Here is a 16248-nt window from a genome sequence, read left to right as displayed (position 1 = left end):
TCAGTTCCCCGCAGCCTCCCTGGTGCGCACCGAGGTGTAGCCACGCCAGATCGACCAGGTGCGGTAGTCGGAGCGGAGCAACGGGTTGGCGTCGCGGCTCCAGAGCCTGCCGCCGCGGTAGGAGTAGTAGGTGGTGGTCTGGACCCGCCGGGCGTCCTCGCTGGTCACGTGGGACAGCGTCCACCTGTGCACCCAATAGGTGGTGATCGCTCCGTAGGAGTCCTTCCATCTCACCGGATAGCACCGCTTGGTGTTCTTCGACGGGACGGGACGCGGATAGCGACAGGAGTCGGTGCTGAAGCCGATCAAGGTGCTCCTGCCGTCCGACTTGATGCTGCTGATCAGGATCCTGGGACTGGACGAGACTCCGTCATTGGACGTCTCCGAGTGGTGGGGGTAGTACGCCGGCCGCAGGGTCACCTGCGGCGTCCGCGAGGAGCCCGCGACATAGGGGGTGTGCGTGATCGTCTCCGGCCACATCATCCACGGATACGTGCTTGAGCCCCCGCCAGAGCTGTTGTACATCTTGTGCTTCAGGATCCATCGGTCCGCGGTCCGGTAGGACCCTGAGACGAGGTTCATCGTCTTGACCATGGAGAGCCGCTTTCGGGTGAAGAAAGTCGGCGCGGTCCTGTTGCCGCACCGGGTGGAGGCACAGAGGAACTCGTACGGCGTGTCTCGCCACCTCGTCCTGGTGTAGGGGCACGAGGAGTGCAGGCAGCGGTTCGCGGTGGTGAAGGTGACCCGGTGCCTGGCCGACGTGCGTTGACTGGCCCTCGTGCCATAGTCGATCCGGGAGAGGTGGCCTCCCCGGACGTAGTGCACGCCTCCGCCCTTGGACCCGTTCTTCGCATAGCGGTTGAGCTCGGGGGTGTAGTAATAGCTGATCGTGTTGCCCTTGGCGTCGACCACGTAGTCGAGGTTCCACCGCCAACCCTGGTTGCAGAACGAGGAGGCGAACGTCGACCGGTGGCACTTGTCCCCGGAGTCGTCACCGGCCACGGGCACCCACCACACCGACTTGGTCTCGCCGCGCTTGCCCGGGATCACGGAGTAGCCGAAGTAGTAGCGGACCCCGTTTGGCCGGGTAAGGCGCCAATACTCCTTGTCGTTGTCCTTGTTGCCCGCGGGACCACCTGTCAACCGGACGAACCGACTCCCGTCGTTCGGGCTAAGCCGCCAGGAGTTCGTCGAGAGCTTGACCAGGCGCCTGGCCACACCGTCGACGACGAGGGTGGCGTTGTCGTTCTTCCAGCACAGGTCACGCTTGCCGCGTTGGCCGTCGTCCGCGCAGGTCATGTAGCCGCGCTGGACATAGCTCTCCTTGAGCGAGAACCCCTCGCCCACCGACGACGACTGCAGATTTGTGATCGGGGTCCGTCTGTCGACCACGCTCGAGTCATAGTCGATCGCGACCTTGGGCTGCAGACGACTGCTCGCCGCCGGGACCCGCATCGCATAGGACCAGGCGAAGGACCCGCTCTTGGATCCGCGTGCCCACGTGGAACTCGGTGTCGAGGGCAGCGCGGCGAAGTTGCCCTCGCCGTCATATCTGGAGGCGGTGTTCTGCGTCGGCTCTGCCTGAGCGGTTCCGGTGATGGCGGTGAGGGGAACCGCGAGGAGCCCGCAGGCGAGCGCCACGGACCAGAGTGTCCTGATGAGAGTGGAGCGGCGTGACTTCATGATCTGTGGCATGGGTTCCTCCGAGAAGATGTCTCGCGCAGGTTAGGCCGTTTGACGTGCCCGCAACCCGGTTTTCGCCAGAAGCGTCCGTTTTCGTCCTCCTCACGGGTTCCATGCATACGTGACAACCTTTCGCTGACCTCGCCCTCTCATAACGGTCGAGGAGGACAAATGAGCGAGGCTGTCATGGCGAAGTCAACGGACCGCATGGTCACCCGGGGGCGATGACGCCGAGCCCACTGACTGGATGTCCTCACCAGCGATCGCGGGGTTCGCCTGTCCCGGCGCCGACGACCTGGTTGCACCAGCCCCGAGCTCCCGCTCTGAGCCCTCAGAACTGCCCGAGAAGGCCGTGGCGGCCCGGCTCTGCCCTGCCAGCGCGCGTCAGGACGCGGGACCGAAGGATGCCTTGACGACCAACGTCCTTGTCTTGGTCAGGGCGATCAATTCACTTCCTGCACGGAAGGCCCGTGAGACTTGCGTCGACATGGATGGTCCGCACTTCGACCTGGCCTTCCTGCTGCCGGACGGCACCATTCGGGTGGCACACGGCACCGAAGCGGGCTGCGGCGGCTGGAGGGTGGGGACGGTGGTCCGTGGGAAGCGCGGCACTGCGACCATCGTGGTGAAGCGATTCACTGGTCTTCTCCGTGAGCAGCGCAGCACCATGACCCCGCCCCCAGCCAAGTCGAAGCCGCTCGCCTGCCCACGGGCTGGCAGCATGACCAGGGCGACACTTCTCCGTCCGGCGCTCCCCGTCCGCCTGGCGCACGCAACCCTGTGCGTGACCGTGGGGCCAGCGATTGTCCGCTCGGACCTGACAAGGCAGGAGATGGACATCATCACTGCAGACCTGAACGCCCATGCCGGGATCAGTCAGTTCGACGGACGTTGCCCGCTGAACAGTCGGTCCCGGCGCATCATCGTGGCCGAGACCGACTGGGGCGACCGTTTCGTCATGGAGACCACCTGCGGAACCTGGCTCATCCCGGATGAGTCGTGGTGGGGACCCAATGCAAAGAGCACACATTTGCTGGACGCCATTGCTCGACGTGCACAGTGACGGACGCCCTCTTGCGATCGTGACAGTGATGGTGTCACAGTTGGCGCATCTGAAGACCGCGCCAACTGTGAGGACCATCGATGAAGCTCTCCATGCCCCTGATGTATGCCGGCAACCCGCGTGAGGCAGCCGACCAGGTCGTCGGGCTCGAGTCAGCCGGCCTGGACACGGTGTGGATCGCCGAGGCCTACGGCTTCGACTCCCCCACGCTGATGGGCTACCTCGCTGCGAAGACCGAGACGATCGAGATCGGTGCGGCCATCCTCAACATCTATTCCCGCACCCCGGGCACCCTGATCCAGACCGCGGCCGGTCTCGACAACGTCTCCGGCGGACGCGCCATCATCGGTCTCGGCGCCTCGGGCCCGCAGGTCATCGAGGGCTGGCACGGCCTGCCCTACGCCAAGCCGCTGGGCCGCACCCGCGAGGTGATCGACCTGATGCGCGCCGGACTCCGCCGCGAGAAGCTCGAGTCCGACGGCATCATCAAGCTCCCGCTCTCCAAGGAGAACGGCGCCGTCACCGGCTTGGGCAAGGCACTGAAGATTCTCACCCACCCCGAACGTTCCAGCGTGCCGATCTACATCGCCGGCCTGGGCCAGAAGAGCGTCGAGCAGGCCGCCGAGATCGCCGACGGTTGGCTGCCGTTCCTCTATGCGCCCGAGAAGGCGGCCTCCGTGTGGGGCGACGCCCTGGCGGCGGGCAACGCGAAGCGGTCGGCCGACCTGGCTCCGCTCGAGGTCGTCGCGGGCGGCATGTGCGCCATCGGTGAGGACGTCAAGGGCCTGCTCGACTTCGCCCGCCCGCTCTTCGCCCTCTACATCGGCGGCATGGGAGCGCGCGGCAAGAACTTCTACAACGACCTCGCAGTGCAATACGGCTATGAGGCCGAGGCCAAGGAGATCCAGGACCTCTACCTCGACGGCAAGAAGAAGGAAGCCGAGGCCGCCGTGCCGCTCGAGCTCCTCGAGCTCGCCAACCTGGTCGGTCCTCAGTCCTACGTGAAGGAGCGCATCGAGGCCTTCCGCGAGTCCGGCGTGACCAACCTGCAGATCACCCCGGCCGCCGGGGACGCCCCTGGGTTGGTGCGGCAGGTCAAGGAACTCATCGGATGACCGCGCTCGCCGAGCCCACCCAGGCACCTGGCGCGAACCGGGACGCCGAGCAGTACGGCGTACCCTCGCAGCGCCTGGGCGACTTCATCGCCGAGGCGTCGCTGATGCTGGGAGCCGGCTCCGCGGTGATGTACCAGCTCGCGATGAAGGGCGTCGGGCTCGGCGTGGCCGAGCACAGCACCGCCCTGGTGCGACCGGCCGACCGGCTGCGCACCACCCTGTCCTACGTCTATGTGATGACGATGGGCACCCAGGAGGAGCGCGACGTCGTGAGCCGCCTGGTCAACAAGGCGCACGTGCCGGTGCGGTCCTCCGGTCGCTACACCGCCTTCGACCCGGACCTGCAACTGTGGGTCGCGGTCACCCTGGCGCAGAACACCTGGATCCACGAGCGGGTGTTCGGCAAGTTCGACGCCGCGACGCGTGAGCAGGTCTATCGCGACAGCCAGGTGTTCGGCACCGCGCTGCAGGTCAAGCCGGAGGACTATCCGCAGACCTGGGCGGACTACCAAGCCTACTGGGAGGACGTGCTCGACAACCGCATCGAGCAGGACCCGCTGGTGCAGGCCTATGCGAAGCGACTGCTCAGCCCGGCCGGCATGCCGCTGCACCTCAAGCCCGCCGTGATGGTGCAGGGGCTGCTCACCCGCGGCAACCTCGACCCGCGGGCCCGCGAGGTCCTGGCGCTGCCCTGGTCGAAGCGGGACCAGCGACTCTATGACCTGTTCTGGAAGGCATTCGTGCCCGTCTACCGGGTGCTGCCGACGTGGCTGCGCCAGGCCCACGGACGCTCGGTCCTACGCGATGCCCGTCGCCGCATCCGCGGCAACAAGCACCTGATCTGAGGCGACGCGTGCAGTCGGTGGTCGTTCGCGACCACCGACTGCACATGCGCTGTGTCAGGAGGCGCCGGAGTCGACCTGGGTCCGGAGCAGGGAGCCGGCGATCAGGTCGTTGGCCGTGCGCTGGAACTCGGTGACGACGGCCTCGATGGTCAGCTGGCGCAGTCGGGCCACGGTCGCCTCGAAGGCGCGCGCCTCCTCGGCGGTGTGCTGGCTGCTGCGGAACGGGGCAAGCACCTGCGTGCGCATGATGCTGGTGAGGTCCTTGGCGAGCTCGCCGATGTGCTCGTGGATCGCCTCACCCGCCGCCACCATGCTGCCCGGGGGGATGTCGAGGTCGATCAGGTCCACGCCCACCCGGAAGGCCGGCTGCGGCACGAAGGAGCGACCGGACTTCTCGATCGACCGCATGGCGATCAGGAGATCGATGTCCTTGGCGCTCAGCTTGCGTCCGGCTCGTTCCTCTAGCTTCGACCGGCTGAGCTCCTCGCGGGGCTGCGGACTCCACGGGACCAGCATCGCCCGCTGCAGGACGAGCTCCTCGACCGAGCTGTCCGGGCTCAGAGTGGCCATGTAGCCCTCGATCGCCTGCAGCGTGAACCCGTGGTCCTGGAGTGCGCGCACCATCTCGAGGCGCGACTTGTGCGACTCGTCGTAGTAGGCGATCCGGCCGCGGCGGATCGGAGCAGGCATCAACCCGAGTGTCGCGTAGTAACGGGTCGTGCGCACGGTCATCCCGACCGACATCGCCAACTCGTCGATGGTCATCAGCTCATCGAGCTCCGAGGCCTCAGATTCGCTCATGACTGTAACAGTATTGCTGTCACACCACCTTGGCAAAACTTGCCGCCAACCCTTGACGCGCAGCGGCGCTGGTGTGACGCTTCCGCTGTAACAGTTTTACTGTCATTGTCGGGAAGGAGAGTCATGCCGGTTCCCGCCGCACCCACGCGCGTGCCACGGAACTCGGCCGAAGAGACCCTTCTCGAGGGCTTCAAGGACGGCTTCGGCAGCGGCACGAAGCGGATCCGGGAGACCTGGAAACCACTCGCCGCCTTCGTCTCCCTGCTCCGTCTGGGCGTCCAGATGCTCACCGCCACCGTCCGGACCATCCTCACCAAGAACTTCGCGTTCGAGGAGTTCATCGTCCAGACCTGGTACACGATCCGGGTCTGCACCCTCCCCGCGCTGGCCGTCTCGATGCCCTTCGGCATCATCCTCGCCCTGCAGGTGGGCGTCCTTGCCCAGGAGGTGGGCGCGGTCTCGTTCACCGGGGCCGGCAACACCTTGGCAGTGGTGCGTCAGGCCTCCCCGATGATCACCGCGCTGATGCTGGCCGGCGTCGCCGGCTCGGCCATCTGTGCGGACCTCGGCGCACGCAAGATCCGCGAGGAGCTCGACGCCCTCGAGGTGATGGGCATCTCGATCGTCGACCGGCTCCTGGTCCCCCGGATGCTGGCCACCGTCGTGGTCGCCGTGCTGCTTAACGGCGTGGTCATGTTCTTCACGATCATGACGACACTGTTGGTCAGCGTCGTGCTCCAGGACCTTCCGCCCGGCGCCTACCTGGCCTCGGTGACCACCCTGGCCACGGTGGGCGACCTGTGGCTCTCGCTGGCCAAGGCCGCGATCTTCGGCGTGATGTGCACCGTGGTCGCCGCGTGGAAGGGGATCAACACCAGCAGCGGACCGACCGGTGTCGGCGACTCGGTGACCAGCGCCGTGGTGATGAACTTCATCCTGCTCTTCGCCGCCAACTTCCTGATCTCCCAGGTGCACACCCAGATCGTCGGAGGACCACTCGGATGAGCACGATGATCGGTGGCGGCGTCGACAAGGTCCTCGGCCCAGCAGTCGCCATGGGCGAGCTCGTGGTGCTGTCCTGGCGCGCCCTGCGCGGCATCCCGCTCGCCATCACCCGCTATCGCGGCGAGGTCGGCCGGGTGCTGGCCGAGGTGACCCTGGGATCCGGCATCTTCGTCGTGGGTGGCGGCGTGGTGGGCGTGGTCCTGCTGCTCTCCACCCTGACCGGGACCGAGGTCGGCCTCGAGGGCTACAACGGGCTCGACGTGATCGGGCTGGCACCACTGACCGGCTTCATCTCCGGCTATGCCAACACCCGGGAGCTGGCACCGATCGTCGCCTCCCTCGGGTTCGCAGCCAGGATCGGGTGCGGCTTCACCTCACGCATCGGCGCCATGCGGATCAGCGAGGAGATCGACGCCCTCGAGTCGATGGCGATCCGGCCGATCCCCTATCTGATCAGCACCCGGGTTGTGGCGTCGCTGATCGTGATGATGCCGCTCTTCCTGATCGGCCTGGTCGGGACCTACCTCGCCACCGACTTCATGGTGACCACGTTCTTCGGTCAGTCCTCGGGCACCTACGACCACTACTTCTCCACCTTCGTGGCACCGATCGACGTGGTCTATGCCGGACTCAAGGTGATCGTGCTGACCCTGGTCGTCACCCTGATCCACTGCTACTACGGATTCACCGCGACCGGCGGTCCCGAAGGCGTCGGCCGGGCGACCGGCATGGCCATCCGCTCCAGCATCATCGCCATCACCCTCCTCGACATCGTGCTGACCCTGGTCCTGTGGGGACCGGACCAGCAGGTCCAGATCAGCGGGTGACGGCGATGTCCTCCATCCTCTTCCCGCACACGCGGCTCTCACCGCGGATGCTGCGCATCCGGGTCGCGGCAATCGGTGCGGCCGCCGGCATCCTCCTGCTCGGCCTGATCACCTGGCTCGGCGGCGGCTATCTCGGGATCATCACCAGCGACACCCGCGTCGAGGCGCAGCTGACCACCACCGGCGACTCCTTGGGGGTGAACTCGGACGTCAAGTTCCGCGGGATGCGGGTCGGGCGCGTGCTCGAGGTCCGCACCGGCACCCGACCGAGCGCCCGGATCGTGCTGATGGAGGAGCACGCCGAGATGATCCCCTCCGACGTGGTCGCCCGCGTCCTGCCCGGCACCCTGTTCGGCAACGAGTACGTCGATCTGGTCAGCGAGTCGAAGGACCTCGAGTCGATCGAACCGATCGAAGCGAACTCTGTGATCAAGGCCGACACCTCGGTCGAGACCCTGCGCCTGATGGACACCCTGTCCTCGGCCCAGCGCCTGCTCGTCGCCCTCGACCCGGCCAGCATGGACACCGCGATCTCGCAGCTGGCCCAGGCCCTGGACGGCCGGGGCGCCGACCTGGCCGCCTTCTTCGACGACGCCAACCACCTGCTCGGCACCTTCTCCGAGAACGAGGAGCTGTTCTACGAGGACCTCGAGTTGCTCCACGACAATCTCGGTCTCCTCGAGGAGATCGAGCCACAGCTGGTCGACGCGGTCCACGACTCGCTACCCATCGCCAGGGTGATCGCGAAGGAGAAGAAGACCACCCGCAGCCTGCTGCGCGACACCGCCCGACTGACCAGTTCCCTGGACGGCTTCCTCAACGCACAGAAGATGTCGCTCCCGGCGATCCTGACCAACGTCGCGGCCGTGCTCGAGGTGATGAGCGACGCCGAGCGCCGCTTCGAGGTCTCGCTGGGTGCGCTGCCCAGCGTGCTCGAGAACGGCGCCAACGCGATCAAGGGCAACGCGATCCAGATGGAGGCGGTGATCGGGCTCCAGTTCGCCGAGCCCTACACCTCCGCCGACTGCCCGCGCTATGGCGACCTCGAGGGGAGGAACTGCGAATGAGGCTCCTGCGACGACACGGCGGCGCACTGCTGGGCGTGATCGCCTTCGCCGTCGTCTCCCTGGTCCTGACCGGAATGGTCGCCGGCACCCTGTCCAACACCACCCCGGGCAACACGGTGCGGCTGAGTGCCGAGTTCCGCGACGCGACCGGTGTGGCCGTCGGCGACGACGTACGGATGGCAGGGGTGAAGGTGGGCCGGGTGGTGGGCACCGAGCTGCGCGGCGACCTGGCGGTGGTGACCTTCGACATCGACGAGCGGCAGCCGGTCACCCAGGCCACCCTGGCCGGCATCGACTACCTCAACCTGATGGGACAGCGCTACATCACGCTGGAGCCCGGCGCCCCACGTGAGGACGCTGCCGACCTCTCCGAGGGCGACACCATCCCGGTGGCACAGACCCGCGGCGCGCTCGACCTGACCGCGATGTTCAACGCCTTCAAGCCGCTCTTCGAGACCCTGCGCCCGGCCGACGTCAACGAGCTCGCCGAGAACATCGTCGCCGTCCTGCAGGGACAGGGTGGAACGCTGCAGTCGCTCACCCGACAGACCGCCGAGCTGACCACGACCATCGCCGAACGCGACGAGACGATCGGCCGGGTCCTGGACAACCTGACCATGGTCTCCGAGACCGCCAACAGTCACCGCACCGAGATCGTCGGGCTGATCAAGGAGCTCGGCACCCTGACCAAGGGCCTGGCCGAGGACCGTGAGGTGATCGCGGCTTCCCTCGACGACATCAGCGACCTGTCCACCACCGGATCCGAGCTGCTGCTGGCCACCGCGGACCCGATCCGCCGTGACGTGCACTCGCTGCGCCAGCTGGCCGACTACCTCGCCGGTCAGGACGAGCTCGTGGGCAAGACCCTGGCGCACACCCCGAAGCAGTTCAGCACCTACATCCGCACCCTGGGCTATGGCAGCCACCTCAACGTCTATGTCTGCCGCCTCTACCTCCAGGCAGTCGGCACCCCCAAGGTCGACTCGACGCCCAGCACCAAGCACTCGGAGCGATGCAAGTGAGCGCCCACGCACGTACGTCGACCCTGACCCGGTTGGGCTCGGGGACCCTGAGGCGCAGTGTCGTCCCGCTGGTGATGCTGGTCCTGCTCGCCGGCGTCATCCTGCTCGCGAGGAGCGCCACAGGTTCGGTCGGCTACAGCGCCGAGCTCGCCCACGCCAACGGTCTGCGGGCCGGCGACAAGGTCCGGGTCGCCGGGCTCGACGTCGGCACCGTGGACTCCGTCAGCGCACGCGGCACCACGGTCCATGTCGACTTCTCCCTGGATCGCGATGCACGGCTGACCCGCGACACCGCCACGTCGGTGAAGCTCGCCTCGCTGCTCGGTGAGCGTTACCTCTCGCTCGAGCCGGGCTCGGGCAGCGAGCTCGACCACGGCGGCACCATCGACAAGTCGATGTCGCGCGACTCCTACACGATCGAGGAGTTCACGCTCGACGCGACGCCAAACATCGAGGCGCTCGACCTGGACACCGTGGAGAAGGCGATCGACGTCCTCAGCACCGACCTGGCCAGCGCACCACGCGATGTCCGGGCCGCCCTGGACGGGATGACCGCGCTGTCCACGATCGTGACCGACCGCGACCAGCAGATCGGCCGGCTGCTGTCCTCCACCCAGCAGCTCACTTCCACCGTCCTGGACCAGCAGGACGAGCTGGACACCCTGATGACCGACGCCGGCACCGTGATGGCCATGGTCCGTGAGCGACAGGACGTCCTCGATGCGCTGCTCAAGGACGCCAGCACGTTGGCCAAGGGCATCAAGGAGCTGGCCGTCTCGACCCAGGCCGACCTCGACTCCCTGCTGGTCGACCTGGACACGGTCACCACGACGTTGACCGAGCAGAAGAAGGACCTCGACGAGGTGATCCGCCTGGCCGGCCCGACGATGCGGGTCTACACCAACGGTGCCGGTGACGGGCCGTGGCTCGGCGTCAACGCGCCGTACTTCGTGCTGCCCGACGACTTCTACTGCACCGTGACGCCGAAGGGATGTTCCTGATGCGCGACCGGCTGTCCGCCCTGAAAAGACCCCTGCGGCAGATGACCCTGCCCAAGCTGACCCTGCCCAGAGTGACCCTGCCCAGAGTGGCCGTGGCTGTCGTCCTCGTGACCCTGGTCGCCGCCCTCGCCTGGTGGCGGACCTCAGCCGATGAGCCGATCGTCATCACCGCCGACTTCAAGGACACCACCGGGCTCTACGTCGGCAACGAGGTGGTCTACCTCGGCGTCCCGATCGGTGAGGTGACGTCGATCGAGCCGGGCGGCACCACGATGGAGGTGACCATCGAGATCGCCCCCGACTCCGAGATCCCCGCCGAGGCGGGCGCCACCGTGCTCCAGTCGTCCCTGGTGACCGACCGCTACATCGAGCTCGGCCCGGCCTACACCGGCGGTCCGCAACTGGCGAGCGGGGCCCACATCGAGGCCACGCACACCCGCAGTCCCGCCAACATGGACCAGGTGGTCGCCTCCATCGACGACCTGGTCAATGCGCTGAACTCCACCACTCCCGGAGGCAAGGACGTCGGCGACCTGCTCTCGGTCGCCGCCCGCACGATGGACGGCAACGGCGCCCGCACCCGCGACGCGATGGTGGCCGGCGAGAAGGCACTGCGGACGATCAACAACAACGGCGACGACCTCACCCGGGTGTCGAGCAACCTGGCCACCCTGACCGAGGCGATCAAGGCGCGCGACAAGACGATCCGGGCCTTCTCGAGCGACGTCTCGACCACCAGCACGGTGGTCGCCAAGCAGCGCAAGAGCATCACCTCGACGATCCGGGCCCTGGACTCGCTCACCTCCGTCGTGGACACGTTCGTGTCCAAGAACCGCAAGGTCATCGGCAAGGACCTGGCCAAGTCGCTGGAGATCACCAAGGTGATCCGCAAGCGACAGGACTCCCTCACCGAGGCCTTCGACACCGCCCCCACCCTGGCCGAGAACCTGACCCGCGCCTACGACCAGCGCACCGGACGCCTGCGGGTCCAGTTCAACACCGACACCGGTCCGCTCTCCCCGTCGTTCCGCAACTACTTCTGCAAGCAGCTCAACCTGCCTGCCTGCGACCTCCTGCTCAACGAGGACGGCACCGGGGCACTGGACCCGCTGTTCGATCTCATCGCCGGAGTCATCCCCGGGGACATCCCATGATCCGCCGGATCGCCACAGCGGCGGCGCTCTGCCTGGTCATGGCCGGCGGGGGCTGCTCCTTGAGCCTGCAGGACGTCCCCCTCCCCTCGCTCGTCAGCGGGCCGACCTATGAGGTCGAGGCGGTCTTCGAGAGTGCCCTCAACCTGCCCGTCGACTCGCCCGTGAAGATGGACGGCGCCACCGTCGGCCAGGTGACCTCGGTGAGGGTGGAGGACTACGCGGCACACGTGAAGATGAAGATCATCGAGGACCAACCGCTGCGGGCTGGAGGTCGGGCGGAGATCCGGCTGACCTCGCCGATGGGCACCGCCTTCGTCGAGCTCATCGACGGCAAGGGCGAGAACCTCCCCGAGGGCTCGGTGATCCCGTTGGCCAACACCACGAAGTCACCCGACGTCGCGGACCTGCTCGCGAGCCTCTCGGTGGTCGTCACCGGTGGCAGCTTCGCCGACATCAAGACCATCATCGACGAGGTCAACATCGCCCTCGACCAGAACACCGGTGACGTACGCGAGCTGATGGGGCGCCTCAACAGCGTGGTCACCGGACTCAACGACCACACCGAGCTCTTCGAGAGCAGCCTCGACCGGATCGACACCGTGAGCCAACAGCTGGCCGAGGACACCCCCGGCCTGGTGGATGCGGTCGACGTACTCACCCCGGCGGTCACCGCCATCTCCGGTCAACGCAAGGAGCTCCTCGCTCTGCTGAAGTCCGTCGGCCCGCTGGCGAAGAGCAGCGCCGAGCTGCTCACGTCCACCAAGACCGACCTGGTCAAGGCGCTGCAGGATGCAGGACCCGTGCTGGACGTGCTGGTGCGCAGCCAGGACACGCTGACCAGAAGCTTCCGTGGCCTGATCGCGTTCGGCTCGAAGACCGATGCCGCCTCGCCCGGCGACTTCTCCAACTTCGACCTGACCTTCCTGCTCGACCCGGACGCGCTCAACCCGCTGCCCGGACAGACCACCCCGAAGGACCCCGACGTGCCCGACACCGAGGATCCGCCGGGACTGCCCGACCTGAACCTTCCGGACCTCGGCCTGCCCAGCCTGGACGACTTGCTCAGCTCGTTGCAGGGCCTCGCGACGGGAGGGCGCTGAGATGGGGTACGCCGAAGTCCGCAGGCGGGTGCGCATCGCCCAGATCCTGCTCCTCGCCATCGTGGTGTCCGGCACCTTCTATGTCACCGACATCGTCGTCGGCGGCGGGCTGTTCAGCTCGCCCTACCGGGTCACCGTCGAGCTCGAGGGCGCCGGCGGGCTGCACGGCCAGTCCACGGTGAACTACCGCGGCCAGCAGGTCGGCCAGGTGAAGGAGGTCCGGCTCAGCCCCGACGGGGTGGTGGCCGAGATCGAGATCGACGAAGGCATCAAGGTGCCGATGGACAGCACGTTCAACGTCCGCAACCTGTCCGCCGTCGGTGAGCAATACATCAACATCGAGCCGAACACCGACAAGGGCCCCTACCTCGACGACGGCAGCACGGTGGCCCGCGATCGGACCACGCTGCCGATGCCGATGCCGCAGGTGCTCGCCGACGCCCAGTCACTGATGAAGCGCATCGACATCGAGGACATCGAGACGATCGCCACCGAGGCCGACGCGGCATTCGGTGACGGAGCCGCGGACCTGCGCTCGTTGACGATCGAGATGGAGCAGGCCGTCGACCTGATGCTGACGATCGAGCCGGACATGGTGCGCACGCTGAAGGCGGCGAAGGTGCCGCTGAGCACCGTGAAGGAGCGCGCCGGCGAGCTGCGCACCACCGCGCGGAACCTCCGCGCGATCAGTGCCGAGATCAAGCGGGCGACCCCGGTGGTCGGCCACCTGATCGCCACCGCCGGGCCCGTCGTGGCCGACGTGCACGAGCTGTGGAAGGAGACCGAGCCGGTCCTGACCGACCTGCTTTCCACCGCAGGCCCGCTCGCCAAGATGTCCGCCTCCAGGGTCAAAGGCCTGCGGCACTGGCTGCTCTGGCTGCCCGGGCAGCTCGATGCGATGGCTGGCAGCACCCGTGGCGGCACCGGCCGGGTGCTCCTGGTGCCGAAGGTCCTGAAGAACTGTGACTACGGCATCGACCGCAGGGATCCGCACGTGACCACCCGTCGCACCCCGGACTCGACCGCGAAGTGCAGCTCGACGAATCCGAAGGTGGGCCAGCGCGGGGCGCAGAACGTGCCCATCCCCTGAGCAATCAGAGCCAGCCTCTTGCATACTGACAGTGATACTGTCACGGTTGAGCTGTTACCCATGAAAACCCTGAGGAGCCACCAGCAATGAGCACCACCCGCGAGATCTTCGACGCCGAGCACGAAGCCTTCCGCCAGAGCGCACGCACCTTCTTCGAGAAGGAGGTCGCCCCGCACCACGACCAGTGGGAGAAGGACGGCATCGTGCCGCGCGACCTGTGGCTCAAGGCCGGCGAGGCCGGTCTGCTCTGCTTCGACGTCGCCGAGGAGTTCGGCGGCCCGGGCGTCGACGACTTCCGCTACAACGTGATCCTCTCCGAGGAGCAGACCCGCGCAGGCACCAGCGGGCCCGGCTTCTCGGTGCACACCGACATCATCGTTCCCTACCTGTCCAGCCTGGCCAACGAGGAGCAGAAGAAGCGCTGGCTCCCCGGTTGCGTGACCGGTGAGACGATCACCGCCATCGCGATGACCGAGCCGGGCGCAGGCAGCGACCTGCAGGGCATCCGCACCTCGGCAGTCGACAAGGGCGACCACTACGTCCTCAACGGCTCCAAGACCTTCATCTCCAACGGCATCAACGCCGACCTGGTCATCGTCGTCGCCCGCACCAACCCCGATGCCGGCCACCAGGGCATCAGCCTGCTCGTCGTCGAGCGCGGTATGGAGGGCTTCGAGCGCGGTCGCAACCTCGACAAGATCGGCCTGCACGCCCAGGACACCGCCGAGCTCTCCTTCAGCGACGTCATCGTGCCCAAGGAGAACCTGCTCGGCGAGGAGGGCTCCGGCTTCATCTCGCTGATGATGAACCTGCCCCAGGAGCGACTGATCATCGCCGCCCAGGCCGCTGCCGCCTGTGACTACATGGTCGAGATCTGCCTGGACTACGCCAAGACCCGTGAGGCGTTCGGCAAGCCGATCGGCAAGTTCCAGAACACCCGCTTCCTGGTTGCCGAGATGGCCACCGAGGCTCGGATCACCCGCGTCTTCCTGGACGACTGCATCTCCAGGCACATCAAGGGCGAGCTCGACGCCACCGGCGCCTCGATGGCGAAGTACTGGGCGACCGAGCTGCAGAACAAGCTGGTCAACCAGGCCGTCCAGCTCCACGGTGGCTACGGCTACATGATGGAATACCCGGTCGCCAAGGCCTACCTGGACTCCCGCATCTCCACCATCTACGGCGGAACGACCGAGATCCAGAAGGAGATCATCGGTCGCTCGCTCGGTCTCTGACCCGACGACGAGGACCTGGACCACTGCCATGGACTTTGAGCTCCCCGAGACCGCGCTGGCGGTCCGCGACGGCGTCGCCGCCGTCGCGAAGAAGTACGACAACGCCTACTGGTCGAAGTGCGAGGAGGAACACCGCTTCCCCACCGAGGTCTTCACCGACCTCGCCGACGGAGGCTGGTTCGGCATCTCGGTGCCCGAGGAGTACGGCGGCGGTGGCCAGGGCCTCCTCGAGCTTGCGGTGGCCAACGAGACGCTGTGCGCCTCGGGCGGAACCGCGGGCACGTTCTTCTACATCACCACGCCGGGCTTCGGTGCGATGACGCTGACCCGTCACGGCACCGAGGAGCAGAAGCAGGAGATCCTGCCGGGCCTCGCCGCCGGTCGCACCCAGTTCTGCCTGGCGCTGACCGAGCCGGACGCCGGCTCCAACGCCATCGCGATCTCGACGGCAGCCCGACGCGACGGTGACGACTGGTTGATCAAGGGCCAGAAGATCTGGATCTCCAACGTGGAGAACGCCGACTGGATGGTTGCGGTCACCCGCACCATCCCGGCAGCCGACGCGAAGCCACGCACCAACGGCTTCACGCTCTTCCTGATCGACGTCAAGGAGGCCCTGGCCGCAGGGACCCTCTCCTACACGCCGATCCCGAAGATGGGCAGCAACATCCTCAAGTCCAGCCAGGTCTTCTTCGACGACGTGCGGGTCCCGGCGCGCAACGTCATCGGCGAGGTCGACGCCGGGTTCGGGGTGCTCTGGGACGTGCTCAACCCCGAGCGCATCCTGGCCGCGTCCGGTGGTGTCGGCTCGGCCGAGGCAGCCCTCGACGTGGCCGTCGCCTATGCCAAGGAGCGAGAGGTCTTCGGCCGCCAGATCGGCGCGAACCAGGGGCTCCAGTTCCCGCTCGCGCAGATCAAGGCCAAGGCCGAGCTCGGTCGTCTGATGACCTACAAGGCGGCCTGGCTCTTCGACCAGGGCAAGCCGTGCGGCAACGAGGCCAACGTCGCCAAGCTGACCGGCGCCCAGGTGGCGTGGGAAGCAGCCGACCAGGCGTTCCAGACGCTGGGCGGGATGGCCTACTCCAAGGAATATCCGATCGAGCGGATGTTCCGTGACGCCCGGATCGGCAAGAACATCCCGGTCTCGGAACAGCTAGTGCTCGCCCACATCGGCACCCAGATGCTCGGACTGCCGAAGAGCTACTGACCCACCCAACCCCGCCCGACTCGTCGCACACCA

General features: G+C 67.0%; 15 protein-coding genes. 13 read left to right on the top strand and 2 right to left on the bottom strand.

Annotated features, from left to right (window positions below; translation table 11 throughout):
- Window positions 1-1695, bottom strand: a complete 1695-nt coding sequence (locus BJ980_RS15620; protein ID WP_179503139.1) for a hypothetical protein — start codon at window positions 1693-1695, stop codon at window positions 1-3.
- 397 nt (window positions 1696-2092) lie between these two features.
- Here BJ980_RS15620 and BJ980_RS15615 point away from each other — a divergent pair, with 397 nt between their 5' ends.
- The 3 genes from BJ980_RS15615 to BJ980_RS15605 all read left to right on the top strand — a co-directional run bounded on the left by BJ980_RS15615 (window position 2093) and on the right by BJ980_RS15605 (window position 4706).
- The gene (locus tag BJ980_RS15615; RefSeq protein ID WP_179503138.1) at window positions 2093-2746 is read left to right on the top strand and encodes a hypothetical protein; all 654 of its coding nucleotides are present in this window, start codon (window positions 2093-2095) and stop codon (window positions 2744-2746) included.
- Window positions 2747-2826: 80 nt separating this feature from the next.
- On the top strand, window positions 2827-3861 hold the full coding sequence (locus tag BJ980_RS15610; protein WP_179503137.1) for an LLM class F420-dependent oxidoreductase: 1035 nt from the start codon (window positions 2827-2829) through the stop codon (window positions 3859-3861).
- Window positions 3858-4706, top strand: a complete 849-nt coding sequence (locus BJ980_RS15605) for an oxygenase MpaB family protein (RefSeq protein WP_218855540.1) — start codon at window positions 3858-3860, stop codon at window positions 4704-4706. Before BJ980_RS15610 ends, BJ980_RS15605 begins: the two co-directional genes overlap by 4 nt.
- A gap of 54 nt (window positions 4707-4760) precedes the next feature.
- Here the strand turns inward: BJ980_RS15605 and BJ980_RS15600 are convergent, their stop codons facing one another.
- Window positions 4761-5507 carry a MerR family transcriptional regulator gene (locus BJ980_RS15600; RefSeq protein ID WP_179503136.1) on the bottom strand — a complete coding sequence of 249 codons (747 nt, stop codon included), beginning with the start codon at window positions 5505-5507 and terminating at the stop codon, window positions 4761-4763.
- Window positions 5508-5630: 123 nt separating this feature from the next.
- Here BJ980_RS15600 and BJ980_RS15595 point away from each other — a divergent pair, with 123 nt between their 5' ends.
- From BJ980_RS15595 to BJ980_RS15550, 10 genes are all read left to right on the top strand, one after another.
- Window positions 5631-6512, top strand: a complete 882-nt coding sequence (locus BJ980_RS15595) for an MlaE family ABC transporter permease (protein ID WP_179503135.1) — start codon at window positions 5631-5633, stop codon at window positions 6510-6512.
- The gene (locus BJ980_RS15590; protein ID WP_246279988.1) at window positions 6509-7339 is read left to right on the top strand and encodes an MlaE family ABC transporter permease; all 831 of its coding nucleotides are present in this window, start codon (window positions 6509-6511) and stop codon (window positions 7337-7339) included. The genes BJ980_RS15595 and BJ980_RS15590 overlap by 4 nt, the downstream gene beginning before the upstream one ends.
- A gap of 5 nt (window positions 7340-7344) precedes the next feature.
- Complete coding sequence (locus tag BJ980_RS15585) at window positions 7345-8406, top strand: MCE family protein (protein ID WP_179503134.1); 1062 nt, start codon at window positions 7345-7347, stop codon at window positions 8404-8406.
- Window positions 8403-9428, top strand: a complete 1026-nt coding sequence (locus BJ980_RS15580; RefSeq protein WP_179503133.1) for an MCE family protein — start codon at window positions 8403-8405, stop codon at window positions 9426-9428. Before BJ980_RS15585 ends, BJ980_RS15580 begins: the two co-directional genes overlap by 4 nt.
- Complete coding sequence (locus BJ980_RS15575; RefSeq protein ID WP_179503132.1) at window positions 9425-10429, top strand: MCE family protein; 1005 nt, start codon at window positions 9425-9427, stop codon at window positions 10427-10429. The genes BJ980_RS15580 and BJ980_RS15575 overlap by 4 nt, the downstream gene beginning before the upstream one ends.
- Window positions 10429-11583 carry an MCE family protein gene (locus BJ980_RS15570; protein ID WP_179503131.1) on the top strand — a complete coding sequence of 385 codons (1155 nt, stop codon included), beginning with the start codon at window positions 10429-10431 and terminating at the stop codon, window positions 11581-11583. The genes BJ980_RS15575 and BJ980_RS15570 overlap by 1 nt, the downstream gene beginning before the upstream one ends.
- The gene (locus BJ980_RS15565) at window positions 11580-12683 is read left to right on the top strand and encodes an MCE family protein (RefSeq protein ID WP_179503130.1); all 1104 of its coding nucleotides are present in this window, start codon (window positions 11580-11582) and stop codon (window positions 12681-12683) included. Before BJ980_RS15570 ends, BJ980_RS15565 begins: the two co-directional genes overlap by 4 nt.
- 1 nt (window position 12684) lies before the next feature.
- Window positions 12685-13773: an MlaD family protein gene (locus tag BJ980_RS15560; protein WP_179503129.1), complete on the top strand. Its 1089-nt coding sequence runs from the start codon at window positions 12685-12687 to the stop codon at window positions 13771-13773.
- Window positions 13774-13859: 86 nt separating this feature from the next.
- Window positions 13860-15008, top strand: coding sequence for an acyl-CoA dehydrogenase family protein (locus BJ980_RS15555; RefSeq protein ID WP_179503128.1), 1149 nt, complete (start codon window positions 13860-13862; stop codon window positions 15006-15008).
- A 28-nt stretch (window positions 15009-15036) separates the two neighbouring features.
- The gene (locus tag BJ980_RS15550; RefSeq protein WP_179503127.1) at window positions 15037-16215 is read left to right on the top strand and encodes an acyl-CoA dehydrogenase family protein; all 1179 of its coding nucleotides are present in this window, start codon (window positions 15037-15039) and stop codon (window positions 16213-16215) included.
- Window positions 16216-16248: the final 33 nt, after the last annotated feature.

The organism is Nocardioides daedukensis, assembly GCF_013408415.1.
Taxonomy (GTDB): domain Bacteria; phylum Actinomycetota; class Actinomycetes; order Propionibacteriales; family Nocardioidaceae; genus Nocardioides; species Nocardioides daedukensis.
Note: the sequence above shows the minus strand (reverse complement) of the source record. Positions and strands in the feature narration are given on the sequence as shown.